21 protein-coding genes and 1 pseudogene are annotated in these 20,849 nt (G+C 57.5%); 12 read left to right on the top strand and 10 right to left on the bottom strand.

The annotated features are described in order from the left end of the window. Positions 1–2 precede the first annotated feature (2 nt). Positions 3–314, top strand: a complete 312-nt coding sequence (locus N6L27_RS21500) for an H-NS histone family protein (RefSeq protein ID WP_271909478.1) — start codon at positions 3–5, stop codon at positions 312–314. Between the two features lie 467 nt (positions 315–781). On the opposite strand, the gene N6L27_RS21495 is transcribed toward N6L27_RS21500, so the two are convergent. The 8 genes and pseudogenes from N6L27_RS21495 to istA all read right to left on the bottom strand — a co-directional run. Beyond that, on the bottom strand, positions 782–1,099 hold the full coding sequence (locus tag N6L27_RS21495; protein WP_271909477.1) for a hypothetical protein: 318 nt from the start codon (positions 1,097–1,099) through the stop codon (positions 782–784). Positions 1,100–1,257: 158 nt separating this feature from the next. Continuing rightward, on the bottom strand, positions 1,258–2,214 hold the full coding sequence (locus N6L27_RS21490; RefSeq protein WP_271909476.1) for a hypothetical protein: 957 nt from the start codon (positions 2,212–2,214) through the stop codon (positions 1,258–1,260). Positions 2,215–2,432: 218 nt separating this feature from the next. After that, positions 2,433–2,924, bottom strand: coding sequence for a hypothetical protein (locus N6L27_RS21485; RefSeq protein WP_271909475.1), 492 nt, complete (start codon positions 2,922–2,924; stop codon positions 2,433–2,435). Next, the gene (gene mobF / locus N6L27_RS21480) at positions 2,921–5,926 is read right to left on the bottom strand and encodes a MobF family relaxase (RefSeq protein WP_271909474.1); all 3,006 of its coding nucleotides are present in this window, start codon (positions 5,924–5,926) and stop codon (positions 2,921–2,923) included. Before mobF ends, N6L27_RS21485 begins: the two co-directional genes overlap by 4 nt. Position 5,927: 1 nt before the next feature. Beyond that, the gene (locus N6L27_RS21475; protein ID WP_271909473.1) at positions 5,928–8,291 is read right to left on the bottom strand and encodes a type IV secretion system DNA-binding domain-containing protein; all 2,364 of its coding nucleotides are present in this window, start codon (positions 8,289–8,291) and stop codon (positions 5,928–5,930) included. A gap of 162 nt (positions 8,292–8,453) precedes the next feature. After that, positions 8,454–8,636, bottom strand: coding sequence for a hypothetical protein (locus N6L27_RS21470; RefSeq protein ID WP_271909472.1), 183 nt, complete (start codon positions 8,634–8,636; stop codon positions 8,454–8,456). Positions 8,637–9,062: 426 nt separating this feature from the next. Further along, a complete protein-coding gene (locus N6L27_RS21465; RefSeq protein ID WP_222506626.1) occupies positions 9,063–9,443 on the bottom strand; it encodes a hypothetical protein in 381 nt (126 codons plus the stop codon). Positions 9,444–9,608: 165 nt separating this feature from the next. Then, positions 9,609–10,732: pseudogene (gene istA, locus N6L27_RS21460) on the bottom strand (IS21 family transposase); the annotation flags it as partial. Positions 10,733–11,094: 362 nt separating this feature from the next. Here istA and N6L27_RS21455 point away from each other — a divergent pair. From N6L27_RS21455 to N6L27_RS21405, 11 genes are all read left to right on the top strand, one after another. Then, positions 11,095–11,715, top strand: a complete 621-nt coding sequence (locus N6L27_RS21455; protein ID WP_271909471.1) for a glutathione S-transferase family protein — start codon at positions 11,095–11,097, stop codon at positions 11,713–11,715. A gap of 47 nt (positions 11,716–11,762) precedes the next feature. After that, complete coding sequence (locus tag N6L27_RS21450) at positions 11,763–12,431, top strand: cupin domain-containing protein (protein ID WP_271909538.1); 669 nt, start codon at positions 11,763–11,765, stop codon at positions 12,429–12,431. Between the two features lie 3 nt (positions 12,432–12,434). After that, positions 12,435–13,118: an SDR family NAD(P)-dependent oxidoreductase gene (locus N6L27_RS21445; protein ID WP_271909470.1), complete on the top strand. Its 684-nt coding sequence runs from the start codon at positions 12,435–12,437 to the stop codon at positions 13,116–13,118. Beyond that, positions 13,118–14,173, top strand: a complete 1,056-nt coding sequence (locus N6L27_RS21440; protein WP_271909469.1) for a flavin monoamine oxidase family protein — start codon at positions 13,118–13,120, stop codon at positions 14,171–14,173. The genes N6L27_RS21445 and N6L27_RS21440 overlap by 1 nt, the downstream gene beginning before the upstream one ends. Further along, positions 14,166–14,750 carry a TetR/AcrR family transcriptional regulator gene (locus tag N6L27_RS21435; protein WP_271909468.1) on the top strand — a complete coding sequence of 195 codons (585 nt, stop codon included), beginning with the start codon at positions 14,166–14,168 and terminating at the stop codon, positions 14,748–14,750. The genes N6L27_RS21440 and N6L27_RS21435 overlap by 8 nt, the downstream gene beginning before the upstream one ends. Positions 14,751–15,189: 439 nt before the next feature. Further along, positions 15,190–16,179, top strand: coding sequence for a thiamine pyrophosphate-dependent dehydrogenase E1 component subunit alpha (locus tag N6L27_RS21430; RefSeq protein ID WP_271909467.1), 990 nt, complete (start codon positions 15,190–15,192; stop codon positions 16,177–16,179). Positions 16,180–16,194: 15 nt separating this feature from the next. Then, positions 16,195–17,211 carry an alpha-ketoacid dehydrogenase subunit beta gene (locus N6L27_RS21425; protein ID WP_271909466.1) on the top strand — a complete coding sequence of 339 codons (1,017 nt, stop codon included), beginning with the start codon at positions 16,195–16,197 and terminating at the stop codon, positions 17,209–17,211. Positions 17,212–17,286: 75 nt separating this feature from the next. Then, positions 17,287–17,520, top strand: a complete 234-nt coding sequence (locus N6L27_RS21420; RefSeq protein WP_271909465.1) for a lipoyl domain-containing protein — start codon at positions 17,287–17,289, stop codon at positions 17,518–17,520. Further along, on the top strand, positions 17,517–18,209 hold the full coding sequence (locus N6L27_RS21415; protein WP_271909464.1) for a 2-oxo acid dehydrogenase subunit E2: 693 nt from the start codon (positions 17,517–17,519) through the stop codon (positions 18,207–18,209). The genes N6L27_RS21420 and N6L27_RS21415 overlap by 4 nt, the downstream gene beginning before the upstream one ends. After that, positions 18,206–18,958: a lipoate--protein ligase family protein gene (locus N6L27_RS21410; protein WP_271909463.1), complete on the top strand. Its 753-nt coding sequence runs from the start codon at positions 18,206–18,208 to the stop codon at positions 18,956–18,958. Before N6L27_RS21415 ends, N6L27_RS21410 begins: the two co-directional genes overlap by 4 nt. A gap of 18 nt (positions 18,959–18,976) precedes the next feature. After that, positions 18,977–19,333, top strand: a complete 357-nt coding sequence (locus tag N6L27_RS21405) for a putative quinol monooxygenase (protein WP_271909462.1) — start codon at positions 18,977–18,979, stop codon at positions 19,331–19,333. A 71-nt stretch (positions 19,334–19,404) separates the two neighbouring features. On the opposite strand, the gene lipA is transcribed toward N6L27_RS21405, so the two are convergent. Together lipA and N6L27_RS21395 are read right to left on the bottom strand one after the other, a co-directional pair. Next, positions 19,405–20,364 carry a lipoyl synthase gene (gene lipA, locus N6L27_RS21400; RefSeq protein WP_271909461.1) on the bottom strand — a complete coding sequence of 320 codons (960 nt, stop codon included), beginning with the start codon at positions 20,362–20,364 and terminating at the stop codon, positions 19,405–19,407. Between the two features lie 65 nt (positions 20,365–20,429). Next, entirely contained in the window at positions 20,430–20,768 is a 339-nt protein-coding gene (locus tag N6L27_RS21395) for a carboxymuconolactone decarboxylase family protein (RefSeq protein ID WP_271909460.1), read from the bottom strand. Positions 20,769–20,849: the final 81 nt, after the last annotated feature.

Here is a 20,849-nt window from a genome sequence, read left to right as displayed (position 1 = left end):
CAATGGATTTGAAAGCAATGTCGTCTGCCGAATTGAAGCAGCTTCAGGCCGAACTGGCAAACGCGATTGACGTGCGGCAAAAAGAAGATCTGAGAGCGGCACATCTGGCGGCGGAAAAGGCCGTAGGTGAATTCGGATTTTCGCTGGAGGACGTTTTTACGTCAGCCGTGAAGAGACCAAAGGGGAAGGCGGTCCCGAAATACAGGAACCCGGGGAACCCAGACCAAACCTGGACGGGCAGGGGCCGCAAACCCAAATGGATCAACGAGGTGCTGCAGGGCGGAGCTGACCTTACAGACCTGGAAATCACATGACGAGCTGACAGGGCTCAAGATTTCCTGCTCCTACCAGAAAAATGACAGAGGCCGAGGTGTTCAAAACACCTTGGCCTTTTCATTTCGAAGCAGGTCTGTTGAGCGGTTTGCTCACAAACCTTGAAGTCTGCACCGCTAGAGCTGCCCGAAGTGCTTTGGATACTCCTGCAGGTTAGCCAGGGAGATCAACTGTCAGTTCCGGTACAGCAAGGGCGGTCCAGAAAATTAACCGGAAACGTGTTACAGTCAGAGTCGCCCCGGCTTCAGACCGAGGCTGTCAAAGGGTTGGAGGGGCAGCTGACAGGACACTACGCACTCTTTATTCTGACCGTATCCTGGGCCTCGATCTTCGGCGTCTGGTCAGGGCTTTTTGCTGCCGTGTACTTTCTCTTCCTGCTCGGGATCGGGTCCGGTGGGTTTTACCGGACGCTGGACGAATACCGGGAGTGGAGGCGGGGCTGATCGGATCATAGGCCGGCCGTCCAGATCATCACGAACAGAGGGAACAACTGGCCGATAATAGCGGCGATGAAAATGGCCGCTACCACTTGCACCAGGTGCGTGGCGCGTCGAAGTCTGCCTGACTTGTCCAGGGAAAGAGCAAATGCAAACAAGAGCTGACAGGCAACCCACAGCAAGGCGGCGGTGCCTGCAAACCCGGCTATCGGAAAGAGCACATGCACGAAGCTGCTGGTAGACTTGAGCACGCTGTAAGCCCCTCCTGAGAGAGCGCCAGCCACCACAATCATAGCTGCCGCCTTCAGCGCATAGTCCGCTGCTTTCATGTCGCATTTGAAGACCTCATACAAGCGCTCGGACTGTAGCTGAATCGGGCGTTCTGCCTCGGTCTGTTTCCGTCGCCTAGTTCGCCTTAAAGTGGATTTCCTAAATCCTGGCGCTTGTCTGTTTCGTGCTGCAGGATCTGCCAGCTGGCCTCGCTGCATCATTGCCCAAGCCCGGTCCAGCCAGCGGCCGATGGCTTTGTGGACGGAGCAGAGGAGGCAGTGGTCACCGTTGCCTTACCGGAGCCAAAGATCCTTTCCATTTGCTCGCTATAAAACGCCCGTGTGATGGTTGCGCGGTTTCCAGCATACCCATGATAGGCGGACTTGCCGGACACCAGCGGCAGGCCAGCCCAAATGCGCGCCAGGTTGTCCATGAATTGTGAACGTGACATCCGGCCAGCCGCGAACTTCTGATACCCGGCGTCCGAAATCAGAAGCGCGGCCATACGGTTCTGTGTCTCCCGACTGAACAGGGTTCCGCCAGGCAGGCCCAGACGTTTCTGCAAGTTAAGCAAAGTCGAAGGTATGATCTGGAAATTTCCGATGGCATGGGGCTGGCCCGGCGTGCGGTCGATCCAGGCGTAGATTTCCGCAAGCGTCATCTGCGAGGGTTTCTTGCCGGGCTTCACCTTGGCGCCGTGATGGATCGCGTCATAGCGGCCGCCGGGAGCTTCAGCAAATGCAATGAGGGCAAACAGCTGCTCGACATTGGAGCCGGAGGGAAGGCGGAAGGTGGCCGGGGCAGGGGGCTGCTTTCCCGGCCGCGAGCGTTCAAAGGCATCAAGGGCAACCCACTCACTTTCTCTCGTGGCGAAGTTCCAGCCGCCCTGGGAGGAAGCCGGAGCCGAGGCCAGACTTTCGCGGATTTCAGTGGTCTCTTTCAGGTCGAAGCTGCCGGAGCTGGACCAGTCTCCGGCAGAGACAGCCGCAGGAGCCAGGAGCGCCATCAGGAGGCCCGAAAGGGCAGTCCTTGGCTTCTGACCCCAGAGGGGAGTTGAGGCGCTTTGCGCCGCCTCGTTGGCGGGCTTTTGGCTCAGCCCTCCCTGATGGTTCGGGCCAGCAACGCCCAATTCGGCCCTTCGGTCCTCATAGAAGGTCCACACATAACGCAGCAAGCTGCAAATCAGCGCAAATCGCTGATTTAATTGACAAAATTGGCATTTTGTCAATTTAGGAGTGGCAGCACCCTGTGAACCCGTATTTTTAAGGGGTCCAGAGGCCCCAAAATGGCCCGTGGCAGGGGTTGTGGCAGAGCTGTGCCATGCCATGCCACGCGAATGGCACGGCATGGCAGCCCGGTACTGGCCGGTTTCGGACCGCTTCATGAAGCTCATCATCGCTCAATCTCCGCCTCTGCTGCCGGTTCGTTTTCTATGCCGCCACGCTCTAAATCGCGCAGGATCGCCGTTTGAACCGATGCCTCGTTTTCCCGCAGTTTCTCAATCTCGGAATCTTCAAGCAACTGCAGTTTTGATTGAACCTCTTCGGTGGCCTGGGAGGCCAAAGCAAGGAGAGTCTGCTGATCCTCATTGCCCTCACTCATCAGGGAGGCAATCAGGATGCGGGTCATTTTCAGCTCCAGTGACGCGGTATAGGAGAGGTTCCGGAGCGCTTCGGTTTGGCGCTCCATCGCAGCCTCCAGGGACGCCAAACGAGTGTCCAGCGGGGCCTGTTCAGGGGCTTCTGCCTGCCCGCTTTTCTGCCCTTCCAGAAGGGCAGTAATCGCATCGTCCAATGCCTTGGGGCGGTTCTCTCCTGCGCCGTCGATCAGCTGCCGGGCCACAGGGCCGAGCACGATACGGACGTTCTGGGGTGTCTCGCTCATCGTTCAATGTCCTTGTCTCTCTGCAGGACGATTTCAGCCTGCTTTTCAACTTCTTTAAGTTTCTCATCGAAAAGGCCGGGCAGGGCAGGGGTGTCCGGCTCCTTCTCCTTGGCCTCTTTTTCCTTCACAGCCTCAGGCTTCACCTGTGGGTCCTCGCGGGTTTGTTCTTCTTCCGGTTGGCGGGCGCGGGCGCCAGCGAGGCGGCCGTCCAGCCAGGCATCGAGCGCGGTCTGGCGGATCCCGGTTTCGTTCTCGATGGTTTTGGACAGCCGGTCCGGATCTTCAGTCAGCAGCATCGCCTCATCCCGTGCCCGGCTGATTTCAACGTAAAAACTCTTCTGGGTCGCCAGCCGCTCTGTGGAGCGCATTGCCACAATCACCCTGTCAACGGACTCGCCCTGAACGGCGTGCGCGGTGGCTGCATAATCGTGTTCCAAGCCACGGGCTGCGAGGCTGTCAGCGGGAATGGCGATGCGCGATCCTTCCTGCGTTTCGGCCTCAATCACTCCACCCCTAGTTGATTTGATTTCAGCCCGCAAACCGTTCTTGATGCCGCTTTCCGGGTCTGTGATCCGAAACCGCACCTGGTCGCCTTCAGCCATGCCTCTGGCCTCGCGCTCATAGGCTACCAGCGCCTTTCCAAGCTCCCGCTGATTGAACTTCGCAGCCAGGGGCAGGGTGGTCCGGACACCGGTTTCCTCATGCTCAACGGTCAGCTTATTGCCCCTGTGATCAGCTTCCCGAACCACATAAAGGCCGTTCTTCTTTAGGCCGTATTCTTTGCTTGTCGCCACGGACATGACGACATCGCCAGGGGCGTAGCTGCGGGCGTCGGCAAGCATGGCCTCGGTGAGCTGGCGGTTCAGCAGACCGTTCACCTTGACTTCATCGGAGGCGATGCGGCCTTCCTGCCGGAGGCCGCCGCGTACCGCCTCGTTGATTTCTGCGCGTGCGGCGTTTGTGAGGGCGAGGATCCGGGTCCCCTGCCGCTCCGCGGGGGTGAGAGCAAGGAACCTTTCTGCAGCCTCTTGCCGAGGGTCATCCACCTTCAGAACGTTGTCTTCCAAACGGTTGAATGCTTCCGTGATTTCGCCCCGGATGGAGTGATAGACTGCTGCTTTTAAATCATCGTTCCGCTGTCGGCGGATTTCATCCATGACAGCCGTCCGCATCCCGGCCTTCTGCATCTGGGCGAATGGCTGACCGGCGGCTACCGCATCGAGCTGCTGCGTATCGCCAACGAAGACGACGCGCGGGGCACCGGTGCGCTCCGCGTAATCCATGAAGCTACGCATGTCCTGGGCGGACACCATAGATGCTTCATCGACCACAAGAATGGTTCTGCTGTTGTCCACGTCCTGCGGATGGTGGCGCTCGGCCGTGACCACTTTCGCCAGGGTCTCGGCGCTGCCCAGAACCTTGTTCAGCTCACTCACCGCTTGGTGGCTGGGCGCATAGCCTTTCACCTCATACCCGCTCTGACCGGCATAATGTTCCATACGGGTCAGGGCTTCCTTGGTGCTTTCCAGCATGAAGGTCTTACCCGTCCCAGCATAACCCTGAATGCCGACGTAGCGACCGTTTCCGGTCAGGGAAGTTTCGATGGCTGCGCGCTGGCCGTCGGTCAAGGAACGGACAACGCTCAGCCTGCGAGCCAAGAGATTGTCTCCCGAGCGCCCCTGTTCTGACGGGAGTTCGAGGCCGCCACTTTTTTCTGCCTTCCGCCAGGTTGCTAGGATAGAGCGTTCCAGTTCCACAGATGCCTTGTCTGTCAGGATTTGCCCGTCTTCACCGCTTTCAAACAGCCTGCCAGCCTTGATCTGGCGATTGATTTCCGCATCTACCGCCTTGAAGTCAGAGCGGTAAGCGAAATGCATCGCCGCCACCGTGAGATCTGCCCTGCTGTAGGCGGATTCCCGTTCGCTGATGTGCTCGACGGCGCGGTTTACAGCCTGCCGGGGGTCAGTCTCCACGCGCGCCACTGCCGCAGCACTGGACAGCATGGCCTTGGCCTTCTCGAACACTCCGGACGGTTGGCCGGATTCCGCGAGGGGTTCGATCGGGCGCTGCTGATCGAGTGGCACCACAGGCTGCGGGGCGGCGTGACCCATTCTGCCAAGGTCCAGCTGATCCCGGCCAAGACCGGCCGCAAGTGCGTCTTCGCGCCAGGTTACCCGCAACGCATCCCGGTCGATTTCTTTATGTTTGGCTGCCCGCGTGGCAAGTGCGGCTTTACTAGCGGTATCAGCAGAGTATTCGGCACCCTTTTGGTTAAGCGCATTCATTATTTCCTGCCGCCGCTTTGAAAAGGCTTCTGTCACTTCCTGGGAAATGCCGGAGATATTCACCTCTCCGTATTTTCCCCGCTCTGTGGCGATACCAAGATCTGCCATCCGATTTTCAAAATCGGATCGGTAAATCTCGGTGATGAGTTTCCTGTTTTTGTAAACAGACTCATTCCGAATTGCGGAATATCCGCCGTTTTCGTTTGTCACCATGTTGGCAATGACGGCGTGGCTGTGCAAATTCGGATCAAGCGCGCGGGAGGTGTCGTGTCGGTAAATTCCGGCAATAATTCCTTCCCCGTTTTTCGTGACGATTTCCCCGTCTTGCTGGAAGCGCGTTTTAATAAACCGCTCTTCCACCACTGCCATAGCCGCGCGCACTGCGGCGTCATGGGCTTCAATTATGCGTTTGTCGCCAATCACCAGGGCGGCCACTGAAGCCGATTTGGACGCAGAAAAGGTAAGGTCGAGGCCAGGGCGGTGCTGGCGTTCGCCGTCCACATAGCGGCCCATCAGCTTGCCGTCCGGTGCTTCGCCATCGAGCAGTTGTGCAAAGTGCCTGTCATCGACAAAGCCGCTCAGGCCGTTTTCGTCCGCGGCCTTTCCGAACCAGGTGGCCGCCCGTTCGCCCTCCTCTGTACCCGCTTTGTAATAGCCTTCTTCCTTGTAATAGCCGCTGGCAGCCGCCCCGGCCGAGACGTTTGAGATCGACATCATGTCACTTCACTCCCCGGATGGTGGTTTCCATCGCCAGCAATGCGCTGGCGGCGGATTTTTTGGCTGGAAGCTCCTGCGGGTGTTCCGGCCGGTTGGGTGTTTTCCTGTCCGGCTGGGCGCGGCCGACGGCGGGATGGGCGCTAACAGAAAGGGGCAGGGAAGGGCTGACGGTTTCGGCCGCCGGGTCTCCGTCTGCGGGTATTTCTGTTGCCTGCGCTGGCTCCTCTGGAGCTGGCTCTTTCGCTGGCGCGGCGGCTGCAGTCTCCTGGTCAGCCTGTGCCGGCGTGGTGCCGGGGTAGGGGAGTGCGGCAGTTTCGCGGGCCTTGGCAGTGCCGTTGCCTGCGAAGCCTGCATAAGGGTCTGGCGGAGCAATCTCTTTCACATCGTGGCCGCGCACCCGGGCTGTGGCAAAATGCTGCCAGTACCAGTCCCGTTCCGAGATTTTGGCGGGTTCCTCAATTCCCACCGCGCCTTCGGGGCGCACGCGGTCCAAGAACCGAAAAAACTCAGCTTTCTGTTCTTCGGGTTTCAGGGCCGCGAACCCCTCTTCAGCAGTCTCGCCCTCCTCGATTTCCACATTCAAGGCGGCAACCTGCATTCCGCCCGCATCGAAGCCATTACCCTTGTATGGGACGAACTTCTCCGCAGTGGCCGTGGTCGGCACAGGTTCAAAACGCACCCTGGCGGTCGGGGCGTCATAGGCCGGGCGAAAGTAGGCCACGAACTGCGGCAATGACTGGATTTCCGCCGGGGTGACGATGGCGCGCTGAGTACGGCGGCCGACAATGCCCACGCCGTCGCGGGTGTCATGCGCGCCGAGGGTGATGTTTTCCTGCTGCTCGATCACATCCTCCTCACCAAGTGAGCGGGAGGAGCGCTGCGCGGTGTTGTAGTCCGGAGTGTTGAACACAACCCGGTTGTTCAGAACGCCGGAAATCGTCTCTGCCGCTTTGTCGCCGTAGATGTCTTCCAGTTGTGAAAACACCTGGTAGGCGACGACGAAGGCGCCGCCGAACTGCCGGATCTCCGCAAGGCTCTTGGGAAGGAAGGGCAGCTTGTTGAGGGTTGGCACCTCATCCAGGAAGAACCAGACCTTGGGGTCGCGGCTTTCCTCTGTCGTCATCAGCGCGTTGGCTGCCACCTCAAACAGGGTCGAGATGATGTTGCGTGTCGCGGCCGACTTTTCCGCATCGCCGGTCAGGAACACAAAGCCGGGCCGGTCATTCACAACCCATTCGCGGATCGAGAAGGGTTCGGCGTCATCGCGCAGATATTCCAGAAACCGCAGCTCGGTGATCATGTTGGCGCGGATCGAGCCGGAGGTTTTCGCAACATGCTCCCCGAAGAAGTGAGCGCCCGGTGTCGAGGCGACCAGCTTGCCCAGCTCCTCGGAAGGTATGTTCATGATAGCCTTGCGAAGATCTGCATTGGTGGTCTTTCCGGCCTTTGCCAGCTCGCGGGCGGTGTACTGGAAGACCAGCCGGGCGGATTGCGTCCAGAAACTGTCCATGGAGCCTTGCTGATCCGGGATCATCACCTCGGCGATCTGCGCGAAGCCCTCCAGTGAAGCCACCTCATTGAAAGGCGACCAGCCCACGGAACGTTCATCGAAGGGATTGAGAATGATGTCTTTTTCCGGGTCGTAGTGGTCGCGCAGCAATCCACCCATCTTGTCATAGATGATTGCCCTGCCGTCAGCAGCCCGGATGGTGTTCAGCAGCTCGTGCATGAGGTTCGACTTACCGGTGCCGACGGTGCCGGTAATGCCGATCTGCGCCTCTACGGCATTGGGCGGAAACTCAATCCCGGCCAGCGTGTAGCGGGGGCCTTTCTTGGTGTCCTTACCAAAGCGCTTCTCGTATTCGCGCCACTTCCGCTTTGACCAGGCTTTCAGTTCCTTGGCTGTGACCAGGCGCGCACCCCGGATATGTTCTTCCTCTTTCAGCGACCGGCCAACCATGGCGAAGACCGCGAAGGTGAAGGCGAACGCCGCGGCGGCTGGCAGCAGGGAGAAATAGAGGTAGCGCCAGGCATTGGCAGTGTAGAGGTTATAGGTCGCGCGCATGTCGCGGTCGGCATAGATCCGTCCGGCGGTACGCTTCACGCGCCTGCCGTCGAGATCCACATAGTTGAGTTCGCGGAGTTCGGTGCCCCGCTGTTCAACGTTGAATTCCGCGATCCAGTAGATGCCGGTGAGGCGCACCTTATCTATTTCGTAGTTCTGAGCGACTAGAAACAGAAACGTGATGGTGAACGCTGCAGCAGCTACCGAGGTGCTGTACTTGAACACCTGAGTTGCCATGCGGGTCCAGTGTTGTGTCGTCTGGCCGCCTCTGACAAGCTGGGTGTGTCCTTTGTTGCGCATGACGAATCCCTCGTTCCTTTTGCAACGCGAGCAGTCCGACAACAGCTCGGGACACCCGCGGCACTTCGCTAGTTGTTGTTTTCGAACGGCAATAGCCGGGGTGCCGCGGCCCGGATGTCTCCTGGGCCGCGCTATTTTCTTTCACTGAGAAAATCGCTGTGGTCAGCTGGGCGGATAGTAGGGGCTGGCTGGACCAAACCTCACGCCGCCTTCCTCGAAGAAGCCAAGACAGCCGGTCACCCACGCCCGATGAAACTCAGAACGCGCAGTCAGCCTGCGCAGGAAGCGAGGCATGATCCATCCGCCGTATCCAGCCAGATAGAACCATTGGCAGATGGTGGTCATGCCGCCTTCCTTTCTGTTCTTTTGAGTGTTTCATCGTTTTACCAAAAGCCCGCTTACGCTAACAAAGTCTGCCTGCCTGACCTGAATACCGGGGCTATGCGTGCGGCTGGCTGGTGCAGTATTACCGGCAGACAGCGGTCTCCACGCCTTTGGCCAGCGCCGGTTCCCAGCTTTGCGCAGGGGGGAATCCCTTGTTCCTTTCATAGTCTCAGATGCACGGGAAATACCCGCGGGTCCGACACCGCGGGATCTCGCCCATACCGAGCGATATTCAGAATGTTCGTGATTTTAGGGAAACTCGACGCATGCCTGGACATGCACACGCCCATGCGCCGCGCAGACTTTTCCGGCGGGGAGATTGCGGCACGAACTTGGTGCCTTTTTTCAGCGTCAGTTGCAGGAAGCAGCGGCTGCGCCGCGCCGTGGCTAGCTTTCCGCCGCTGTTCTGTTTTCGCCGGTTGTACTGAGTTCAGCCTTGCCGTCAGGGCCGACCATCCAAGTAGAGATGGTTTGATCCTCCGGGTTGAAGACCAGCATTGAACCGTCGCCGTATTCCAAGTGGTGCTTTTTGAGAATACCGGGCCAGAGGTTGATCTGACGTTCCTCAACAAAGCCGCTCGGTCTGGCATTAGACGGGACCAGAACGTGTTCCTGTCCGTCCACAATGTAAATACAATTGTACGCCGGAGCACCGCTGTTCACCCCTGGTTTTACCAGGTCATACCGAACTTGAAAAACTTGTCCCGCTTTCTTCCAGCTGCAAACGCCAGCGATCGTGACCAAGGATTTGTAACGTTCTATCGGCATGTGTCGTCCCCTGTTGGCGACGACTTCCTAGCAAGATGATTGTTTGACGAGAAGCCATGGCATCCCGTATTTGATGTGTGACACGAATATCAAATTAGTGTCAATCGCAGTTATTGCGGACTCATTGTTTTTCGGGCCGTGCAGTGTCCGTGTTCTCTGTTTGCAGATGGCCTTGTCGCGGCCGAAGGACCGGGCATGTTGCCCCACGATCTTGCCGTCCTGCCAGAACTCAACCCGCTCGGCATAGGCGCGGATCTCGACAGGGCGACCAACAGCGCGGCCATCCACAGAGTAGCGGTTCTTGTCGAAGCGAACGAGACAGGTCTTGACACGGACGCCGGCACGGCATGAAAGCCGTCGAAAAGCCCGGCATAGGGCACCAGGCTTGCGCGCTCTTCCTCGAGTAATTCCCAGATTGTCCGGTCACGCAGTTCCGGATGCGGATGGGACTTGGCCCAAGCCACACAGCGGTCCTCGAGCCAGGCGTTGAGCTCGGCATAGCTCTTGAACTTCGGTCTGGGCACGAAGAACCGTCGCCTGACAACCCCGACCTGGTTCTCGACTTGTCCCTTCTCCCAGCCAGAGGCAGGTGTGCAGGCGACCGGGTCGACCAAGTAGTGCCCGCACATCTGCTGGAACCGGCGGTTGTAGGCGCGCTCGCGGCCGACGAAGATCGTGTCTACCGGAGTCTTCATGTTGTCGTAGATGCCCCGCGCGCAGGCTCCGCCGAAAAAGGCGAAGGCCTTGTCCTGGGCGTCGAAGACCATCTCCTGCGTCTCGCGCGGGTAGGCCCGGACGAACAACATCCGGCTGTGGCAAAGCCGGACATGCGCCACCTTCACGGTTGTCGTCGCCCCATCGATCACCACAATCTCGTGGCTCCAGTCGAACTGGTAGGCCTCGCCTGGGTCGAAGATCAGCGGCACATAGGCAGCGGCTGAGGCCTCCTGTTCCTCCTTGGACCACGTGGCCGCGTATCGCCGGACCGCATCATAGCCGCCGTCATTTCCTCGGGCCCGGAGTTCCTCGAAGATGCGGATGCGGGTCAGGCGCTCGCGCTTGGGCTTTCGGGCGTTGGCCGCCAGCATCTCGTCGAGCATGCCTTTCCAAGGCCCGATCTTCGGCTGAGGCTGGATCGTGCGTTCATACGTCATCTTCGTCACGCCGGATCGGATTACCTTCCGCACCGTATTCCGCGAAACCCGCAGTTCCCGGCAGATCTGCTTGATTGACTTCTTGTCCTGAAAATACGCCCGACGGATCTTCGCAATCGTCTCCACAACCAACATCCCACACTGTGCTCCCCGATGACCTCGGGGGCATCATCCACATCAGTGTAAGGGGATCATTTTTGGACGCCGATCACCCCGCTACGGGGTCAATTTTGCATGCCTTTTCACACGCATGACTACCCACAATAAAACCAATAAAGCAGGGCAACGAGTTTTGCTAACGACCACGTGGTCAAGTACAGGCGGGTAGGGCTGTCGGCCGATACCGATACCCGCGCACCCATCGCAACTCTTTCCGGAACTAGTCGCAATCACGTCCGCGTGAAGGTGTGGATATTTCTGAAGTTACCTCTTGTCAATGACATCTATCTACTAGTAGGTAGCATCTCTAATACAACGCTAACAGGAAGGTCACTCCCTTGAAAATCTATGACACCGAAGGTTTCCCAAACCCTGCCCGGGTACGCATCGCACTTGCCGAGAAGGGTGCGACTGACAAAGTCGAATTCATTCCGGTTGATGTGATGGGTGGAGAACATCGCACTGACGCGTTCAAACAGAAGAACCCGGATGCGGTTGTCCCGTGCCTCGAACTCGAGGACGGTAGCCACATCTCTCAATGCATGGCGATCACTGAATATATCGACGGCGCCTTCGATGGCCCGTCCCTGACCGGAACTGATCCGAAAGAACGCGCTCGCATCACCATGATGAACCTGCGCGCCGAATCCGGGTTGTTGAACGCGGTGGGGGACTATTTCCACCACGCCACACCGGGCCTCGGACCCGATCTGGAAACCGATCAATGTGCCGAATGGGGCACCAGGCGAAAAGCAGTTGCCGTGCAGACAATGGCTTATCTGGATAGCGTTCTCGCTAAAAATGACTATCTGGCAGGTGACGAATTCTCTGTCGCCGATATCACCGCCTTTGCCGGACTGGCCTTTGCCGATTTTGCCAAAGTGGACATCCCCGAAAGCCTCAATAACCTAACAGCATGGCGCGCAAAAATGGCCGCTCGGCCCAGCATTGCGGGCTAACGCTGATCGCAATACCGGTAGGCCCTGAAACAGGAAAGGACCAAATGATGGAATTGAATGCTGATTTTACAAAGCGCGTACTTGTTCATTCCGACAAGGCGGACTGGCTGGCCTCGCCTATGCCTGGTGTTGATCGGCGCATGCTTGACAGGATCGGCGGTGAGGTCGCGCGTGCAACGACAATCGTGCGCTATGCGCCGGAGAGCAAATTCTCGGCCCACACCCATTCGGGTGGAGAAGAGTTCATCGTGCTCGATGGTGTGTTTCAGGACGAACATGGTGACTTTCCAGCCGGCACTTACGTCCGCAATCCTCCCACGACCAGTCATACACCGGGCTCCGATCCGGGCTGCACAATCTTCGTGAAGCTTTGGCAGTTCAATATGGAAGATCGCGATCAGTTCCGCAAGAACATGGCGGATGAGTTGGGCTCGGCAAGAGACGGCGTTGCCATGGCCGAATTGCATAGGGACGATCGCGAAACAGTGCGCTATGCACATATGGATGCCGGAGCATCACTTGAAGTGTCAGAGGCCGGCGGGATCGAGCTCTTGATGATTGATGGTACAGTTTTGAAAAGCGGTGAAGAGCTGCGCAAGGGGTCTTGGCTGCGGCTACCGGAAGGGCAATCGCTTTCAATCAAGGCGGGCCCAGAGGGTGCAAAGGTCTGGATGAAGACCGGCCATCTGCCCTTTGCAAAGCCGCCTGCGGTGTAGCCTATGGCTGATGCAAAACCTCTTGTCCTGGTGGCGGGCGCGGGGGCTGGCCTTGGCCAGTCCTTGCTCGCACGTTTTGAAGATGGCGGGTATCAGCCAGTCGGGCTCGGGCGGACGCAACCGGAAAACCCGGTTGGCGCGTTTCACGAACTCGACCTCTCGAACGCGGATGCGGTGACCTCTGAGATCGCTGACATCACCGTAGAACATGGGCCTCCAAAGCTGGTCGTCCATAACACGGCCGAGCTTGTCATTGCCCCGTTCACGGAGACCACATTGCAGGACTATCAACGCACGTGGTCTTCCATGGTTCAATCCGCAATCCTCCTGGCGCAGGCAACGTTGCCCCCGATGGTGCGCGCAGGCGGTGGGGCTTTCATCGTTTCCGGTGCCACTGCATCGATGCGCGGTGGCGCCTGCTTCTCCGCCTTTGCCAGCACCAAATTCGCCCTGCGCGGCCTGACCCAATCGCTTGCCCGTGAATACCAGCCAACCGGGGTCCACGTGGCGCATGTTATTCTTGACGGCATCATCGACACATCGCGCTCACGCGATCTGCATGACCTTGATCCTGCGAATATGATGGATCCGTACGAGATTGCCGAGGCCTATTGGCAATTGGCGCATCAGCCCCGATCAACCTGGACGCATGAACTCGATCTGCGCCCCGCGTCTGAGGGATTTTAGTGCAGACGAAGACACTCATTATCGGCGCCGGGCTGAGCGGTTTGGCCCTTGCGAAGACCCTGCAAGCGCAGGGGCGGGATTACCGTCTTGTCGAGGCGCGGGACCGTGTCGGCGGCCGGATTTCCACCGTGGACATCCAAGGCGCGCAGTTCGACTTAGGACCGGCATGGTTCTGGTTGGGGCAACCGCGCATGGCCGCCATTATTGAAGAACTGGGCCTGCACCCGTTCGACCAATACGCCACTGGCGATTTGAGCTACGAAGATGAACACGGGCTGGTGCAGCAAGGCCAAGGGTACTCTTCGATGCAGGGATCCTATCGCCTGACTGGAGGGTTGACCGCCTTGACCAATGCTTTGGCAGCAGCGCTTCCTGTGGAGTACTTGCATCTGAGCAACGAAGTCGTGAGCCTGGATCTGGCAGCAGAAAAGGTCATTGCGCGGCTTGCCTCCGATCAAACTATCACCGCGCAACAAGTCGTCCTCGCGCTACCTCCGCGCATCGCCAGCGAATTGATTTTCTTCCCCGCCCTACCGGAAGCGGCGACCGCTGCAATGAAGACATGCGCCACCTGGATGGCAGGACAGGCCAAAGCCATCGCGATTTACGAGAGGCCATTCTGGCGCGCACAAGGCCTTTCGGGTGACGCGATGAGTCGGCGCGGTCCCATGGTCGAACTACATGATGCATCACCCGCAAGCGGAGGGCCCTATGCACTCTTTGGTTTTATCGGGGTTGGCCCTGCGCAACGACGCGATGAAAGGCAGCTGAAAGACGCATTGAAATCGCAACTAGGGCGTTTGTTCGGGCCACTGGCTGCGAGCCCGCTTGCCCTGTATGTGAAGGACTGGGCTTTCGATCCGTTCACAGCAACCAAAGCCGATCGACAGCCACTTTATGCCCATCCGCACTACGGACTACCGAAATCCATGACAGGCCTTTGGGATGGCAAGTTGATCTTCAGCGGTACAGAGACAGCCCATCAGTTCGGCGGCTATCTTGAAGGGGCTTTGGAAGCAGCAGAACATGCTCTATTGAGATTGAATAATGACTGACAAATCTAAAGCACCACCCGACAGAAAGACCGCCCTGCTAGATTCCGCAGAACGTGCAGCGCGCAGCCGTGGGTTCGACGGTTTCAGCTATGCCGATCTGGCAAAGGACGTGGGCATTCGTACAGCCAGCATTCACTACCATTTCCCCAGCAAAGCAGATTTGTCGACCGCTTTGATGCAGCGCTATCACGAGAGTTTTGCAGCGATCTGCGAAGAAATAGACGCGCACCACGCCACCGGTGGTGCGCGCCTGCAAGCTCTCATCGACCGATATCGAATTGCGCACAACGACGCGCAATGGGTCTGCCTCTGCGTCGCCTTCTCAATAAGTCGCGAAAGCCTTTCGCCAGAAGTCGTGGGCCAAATCAGCCGGTTCAGGGCGATGATGCGGAAGTGGATCGGGGCTGTCTTTGAGCTTGGGCGATCTGATGGCACGATCTTGAATACCTCAGACTCCGCAATCGAAGCGGCGGCGACATTGTCCTTGCTAGAAGGCGCCCAGCTCTCCGCACGGGCCGAAGAAAATCCCGCCCGGTTCGAAGAGGCCATGGCCCACTTGGCCTCAAGAGTACGGTAACACCTGTCTTGGTTTATATGGCGATACAGACATCTTGATTTGTGTAATGGATTTCGAGTTTCTTGGTGACGGGCATGCTCGAGTGCTGTTTAGTGGCGTCATTGGTCCGTTCGCGTCAACCTGTTTGAGGTTCTGGTAAATTCGATGAGACACCAACCAATTCTAGTGTCATTACGTGTAGCAGCTATTAGATTGAGCGAGAAAGAACTCGCAGTTTTTTGAGCATTTGCAGCGAATTTCGTCGCGACTATTGTCCAAATTCTCATCTTTGAAACAGGCACTGTCTCACAAGTGAGACAGATCGTAACACACTGTAATTCGGCCTGAAAATTAATTTCAGTACAAGACTACCTTTGAAAGTTCTTCTCCCTCAAAAGGAGTGGCGGCACCGGGATTTAGCCCCGTTTAACCCTTGCCCGTCAACCATTGGGAGGAACAGATGAGCCCGACAAAAGAACAACAGCTCTGGATGTACGAGAACATGGTGGTAAGCCGCCGCTTCGAGGAATCCATCGAGAAAATTTACATGGAAGGCAAGTCACCTGCCTTCAACATGGCAAACGGTCCAATACCAGGTGAGATGCATTTGTCGAATGGTCAAGAACCTGTGGCCGTCGGTGTATGTGCGCACCTGACAAAGGATGACATCGTCACAGCAACGCACCGGCCGCACCATCAGGCGATTGCCAAGGGTGTCGACCTCAAAAAGATGGCGGCAGAGATCTTTGGCAAGGTGACTGGGTTAAGCGGTGGCCGCGGTGGTCATATGCACATTTTCGACAGCAACGTGAATTTTGCCTGTTCGGGCATCATCGCTCAAGGCTGCGGGCCAGCCTGCGGTGCCGCGCTCTCGCGCAAGATGCAAAACAAACCAGGTGTCGCGGTTGCCTTCCTTGGTGAAGGCGCGGTTAATCAGGGTGCGTTTCACGAAGCGATGAATCTGGCGGCAGTCTGGAAACTGCCGGTGGTCTTTGTGGTCGAAGACAATGCCTGGGGCATTTCAGTATCCAAAGCAGATTCGACCGCTGTTCCCAGAAACGATGTGCGTGCCGCAGCCTATGGGATGCCAGGCCATTTCATCGAGAATAACGATCCATATGCGATTTTCGAAATCGCCGGTCAGGCGATAGAACGCGCCCGCGCAGGCGAGGGCCCGACACTGATTGAAATCGAAACATTTCGTCTGGCTGGTCACTTTATGGGTGACGCAGAAGGATACCGCCCAGAAGGCGAAAAAGATGCGCTCTTTGAGAAGGATCCTATCCCATCTATGCGGGAGCGCTTGCTGGCTGACGGTGTTTCCGACGCGGCAGGTCTCGACAAGATCGAAGCGGATGCTCTCGCGAGAGTCGAGGAAGCGATCCAGTTCGCCCGTGACAGCGAATACGCGCCTGATGAAGACGCGTTGACGTCTGTGTTTGCGGCATAAGGAAGGGGAGAAAAAATGCTCGATACTAAATCAAACGAACGTCGGTTGACGGTAGCACGGGCGATGGCCGAATCCATCGCCCAAGAGATGCGCGTTGATGATCGCGTCTTTGTCATGGGCGAAGATATCGGTGATCTCGGAGGTGTATTCGGAAACACCCGGGGATTGGTAGAGGAGTTCGGTAAGGATCGAATTCGCGACACGCCGATTTCCGAGACAGCCTTCATTTCGGCTGCCGTTGGTGCAGCGATGGACGGCATGCGGCCTGTGGTCGAGTTGATGTTCGTCGATTTCTTTGGCGTCTGCTTTGACGCGATTTACAATCTGATGGCCAAAAACATCTACTTCTCTGGCGGACAGTCTTCTGTGCCGATGGTACTGATGACGTCAACAGGTGGCGGATACTCAGACGCAGGTCAACACTCGCAATGCCTTTATGGCTCATTTGCGCACCTGCCAGGTATGAAGGTCGTCTCACCGTCCAATGCTTACGATGCCAAAGGTCTGATGACGGCGGCCATGCGCGACGACAGCCCTGTGATCTACATGTATCACAAGGGCCTTCAGGGCATGGGGTGGCTTGGGACAGAGCCCGGCGCGAATGTGAACACGCCAGAGAGCGACTACACGGTTGAGATTGGCAAGGCCAAAGTTTTACGTGAGGGCACAGATGTGACTCTCGTTGGCCTCGCAATGGGTGTGCACAATGCGCTGAAAGCGGCTGATAACCTGGCTGAACAAGGCGTCAGCGCCGAGGTAATTGACCTGGTGTCGCTTGTACCACTGGACCGCGAAACGGTGATCAACTCGGTTGCGAAAACCGGCCGTCTGATTGTGGTTGATGAGGATTACAACAGCTACGGCGTATCGGGTGAGATCATCACCACGGTGTGCGAGCACGACATTTCCAAGCTGAAAGCCGCACCCAAACGTGTGACCTATCCGGATGTGCCAATCCCGTTTGCACGCAACATGGAGCAGTTCTGCCTGCCCAACGCGGACAAGATCGTGGCCGCTTACAAGGACATGTAAGGCCACCTCCCTGAGAACCGGGGTGCTTCTCCCGCGCCCCGGTTCTTTCAACATCAAAGACAAGGACCAAAACCGATGGCAACTGAGATCGTTATCCCCGTCGATCTGTGGGAAGAAGACACCGAAGCGGTTGTGACCAGCTGGCTGGCCAGCGATGGCAGCAAAGTAGAGCAGGGCTCACTGATCGCTGAGATCATGACTGAAAAAGTTCAGCACGAAATCGATGCGCCCGCAGCCGGGACACTGAAAATCATCAAACAGATTGATGACATTGTCGCAAAGGGCGACGTGATCGGTGAAATTGCATGACAACGCCAACGTATGAAGACGGGATTGCCAAGGTCGCCCTGCGAGGCGTCCGCGGCATGATTGCTGACAAGATGCAGAAAAGCTTGTTGGAGGCGGCTCAGCTGACCCACCATGCATCATGCAACGCAACCAACCTGCTGGCAGCGAAGGCGCGGTACGCCGAGGCTGGCACCAAAGTGTCCATCGAAGATCTGCTGATGCAGGTTGTGACAGAGGTTTTGCAGCGTCATCCTGACATCAACGGAACAGTTGAAGGCAAAGAGGTTCATCTGGCTGAAGCTGTGCATTTGAGTGTCGCGATGGCATTGCCGGGGAACTTACTGGTTGCACCTGCAATTTTTGATGCTCAGGTGAAAGACATTCAGGGGCTGCGAGAGGCCCGCCAGGACCTGTCTGCGCGCGCCAAAACCAACAAGCTTTCGGTCACGGAAATGACCGGCGGAACCTTCACAGTCAGCAATCTGGGCCTGACGCGAGTGCATTACTTCACGCCCATCCTGAACACACCTCAAATCGGCATCCTGGGCATCGGGTGCACAGAGATGAAGCCGGTAGCAACCGAGGATGGTAGTTATAGGATGGCTCCACATATTGGCCTGTCGCTGACATTTGACCATCGGGCCATTGACGGCGCGCCTGCAGCAGAATTCCTGACCGATGTCTGCACGTCGATCGAAGATTTGAAATGAACGCCTACCCATCCGATATCTTGCGGTCAGGTGGGCATCGCTCTCTCTCTGGGCGGGATGCCTTTGCGCTGGAAGCCGCGTTGATGGAGCGGGTTGCCAGCGGCGAACGTTCCTATGAGGTCGCAATTTGGCAAACGGAGCAATGCCTGGTCGTTCCGCGCGGGTTTTCCAAACGCGAACGATTTGGCGATGGCGTGGCCGAGTGCCAAAGGCAGGGCTGGCCGGTTTTTGAGCGCACCACCGGTGGGGACGTAACGCCTCAGGATAGCGGCACGGTGAATGTGACGCTGGTTTACCGGCTGCCCAAGGCCACGCCACCTTGCATCCGGGAGCAGTATGATGTGCTGTGCAATCCGATCCTGGAACATTTGCGATCCTGGGGCCTGGCACCTGATTACTCGGCGGTCGAAATGTCGTTTTGCGATGGAGCGTATAACGTGGCCGTCGACAACCAGAAACTGGTGGGCACGGCACAGCGTTGGCGTCGAAGTGCCAAGTGGCCTGGTGAATGTATCATTTTCGCCCACGCCTTAATTCTGGCGGAGGCCGACCTGAAAGCAGGAATTGCCGCCACGAACACGCTGTACCGTGCCTGCGGGATGCCCGATCGGGTGCGCACCACGGCGCATACCAATCTGAAACACTTGCAGCCGGCTCATGCGCGCGCGTTTGACACCAACCGCTACATGGATTGGCTTCAAGCCGCCTACGAGCAGGATCTGTACGACATCACGACATCAACAACTTGAATCTGGAGAGGAAAAACCATGAGTAACGTTGTTCACTGGCTGTTGGAGCTGGACATCAATCCCGGTAAATTGGATGACCTGACCGCCGTCATGGAAGACATGATCGAGAATACCAAGACAGAGCCGGGGGCCCTGATCTATGAATGGTGCTTCAACGAAGACAAGACCGCGTTCAAAATCTATGAGCGTTATGCAGATTCCGAAGCGGTTCTGATCCATCTTGAAGGGTTTGGCAGCAAATTCGCGGAACGCTTCCTGGGCGCGGTGACGCCGACGGCGATGACCGTTATGGGCAATCCGAACGCTGCCGCGCGTAAGGCGCTTGCGGGCCTGAACCCTTCAATCCTGACATTCGAGGCAGGTTTCGCCCGGTAATAACGTCGTCGATGACATCAAAAGGCCACTCGGTGAAATCCCGTGTGGCCTTTTCTATGGACCTTTATTCTCTAGAGGCCGCCTGTGAACCGCAATTTTTTTGTCCGGGCTTCGCGCATCCGCGCGAAATCGTCGCCTGCATGATAGCTTGATCTGGTCAACGGCGTGGCCGAGACCATCAAGAACCCCTTGCCGTAGGCGGCCCGTTGGTATCCGCTGAATTCGTCGGGAGTCACAAACCGGTCCACTGCATGATGTTTCGGCGTGGGTTGCAGGTACTGGCCGATGGTCAGAAAATCGATATCGGCGGCGCGCATGTCATCCATCACCTGCATGACAGCCTGACGGTCTTCGCCAAGGCCAACCATGACGCCGGACTTCGTAAAGATAGAAGGATCCCGTTCCTTCACCCGTTGGAGCAGGCGCAAGGAATGGAAATACCGCGCGCCGGGGCGGACGTTCGGGTAGAGCCCCGGCACCGTTTCCAGGTTGTGATTGAATACATCTGGGCGAGCGTCAATCACCAGATCAATCGCGCTCTCTTCGCATTTCAGGAAATCCGGTGTCAGAATTTCAATTGTCGTTTTCGGTGCCTTGTGGCGCACCGCTCGTATTGTCTGGGCAAAATGTTCGGCGCCGCCATCTTGGAGATCATCGCGGTCCACTGAGGTTATGACCACATGATTCAGGCCCAGACGCGATACGGCATCCGCAACCCGTCCGGGTTCGAAGACATCAAGCGCATCCGGCTTGCCGGTGGACACATTGCAGAAAGTACAGCCGCGGGTGCAAGTTTCGCCCATGATCATCATGGTGGCGTGGCCCTGGTTCCAGCACTCGCCGATATTGGGACAGCCCGCCTCCTGACAGACCGTGACCAGCTGATTGGACTTGATGATGTCCATCGTGCGGGCATAACCGTCACCGCCCGGGGCCTTTACCCGTATCCAGTCTGGCTTTTTCGGCTGCGCATTATCTGCGCGATGGGCTTTTTCCGGATGTCTTAGCTTGGGAATGTCTGTATCGGCCACGAGGGATATCCTTTGTTCCGGTGACCCCCGGCGCGCGATTGCGTCAGGGGCAAATGTCATAGTGTTCAAGACAGCTCTTCCAGAGCTGCAAAGGCGCGTCCGCCATAGACAACCGAAGGACCACCGCCCATTTCAATGGCGACTGAAATCGTCTCGATAACTTCTTCGCGGCTGGCCCCATGGTTGAGCGCAGCACGCAAGTGAAAAACGATGCAATCGTCACAGCGGATCGCAACCGAAATTGACAGCGCCATCAGTTCTTTGACTTTGCTGTCTAAAGCACCGTCTGCCGATGCGGCTTTTACGAGCTGGCTATAGGGGGTCATCGTTTTGGGGGCGGCCTTGAACAGCGCACCGACGCGTTTGTCGACGGCTGCAACGTCTTCTTTGTAGCTTTTGGTCATGTGGTCTTTCCTTTTGTCTTAACTGCTAAGATTGGCGTGAATTCAGCTCACCGCCACGTGCGAGTGAGATCAACGGTCATT

This window comes from Leisingera sp. SS27 (assembly GCF_028368855.1).
GTDB lineage: Bacteria > Pseudomonadota > Alphaproteobacteria > Rhodobacterales > Rhodobacteraceae > Leisingera.
Note: the sequence above shows the minus strand (reverse complement) of the source record. Positions and strands in the feature narration are given on the sequence as shown.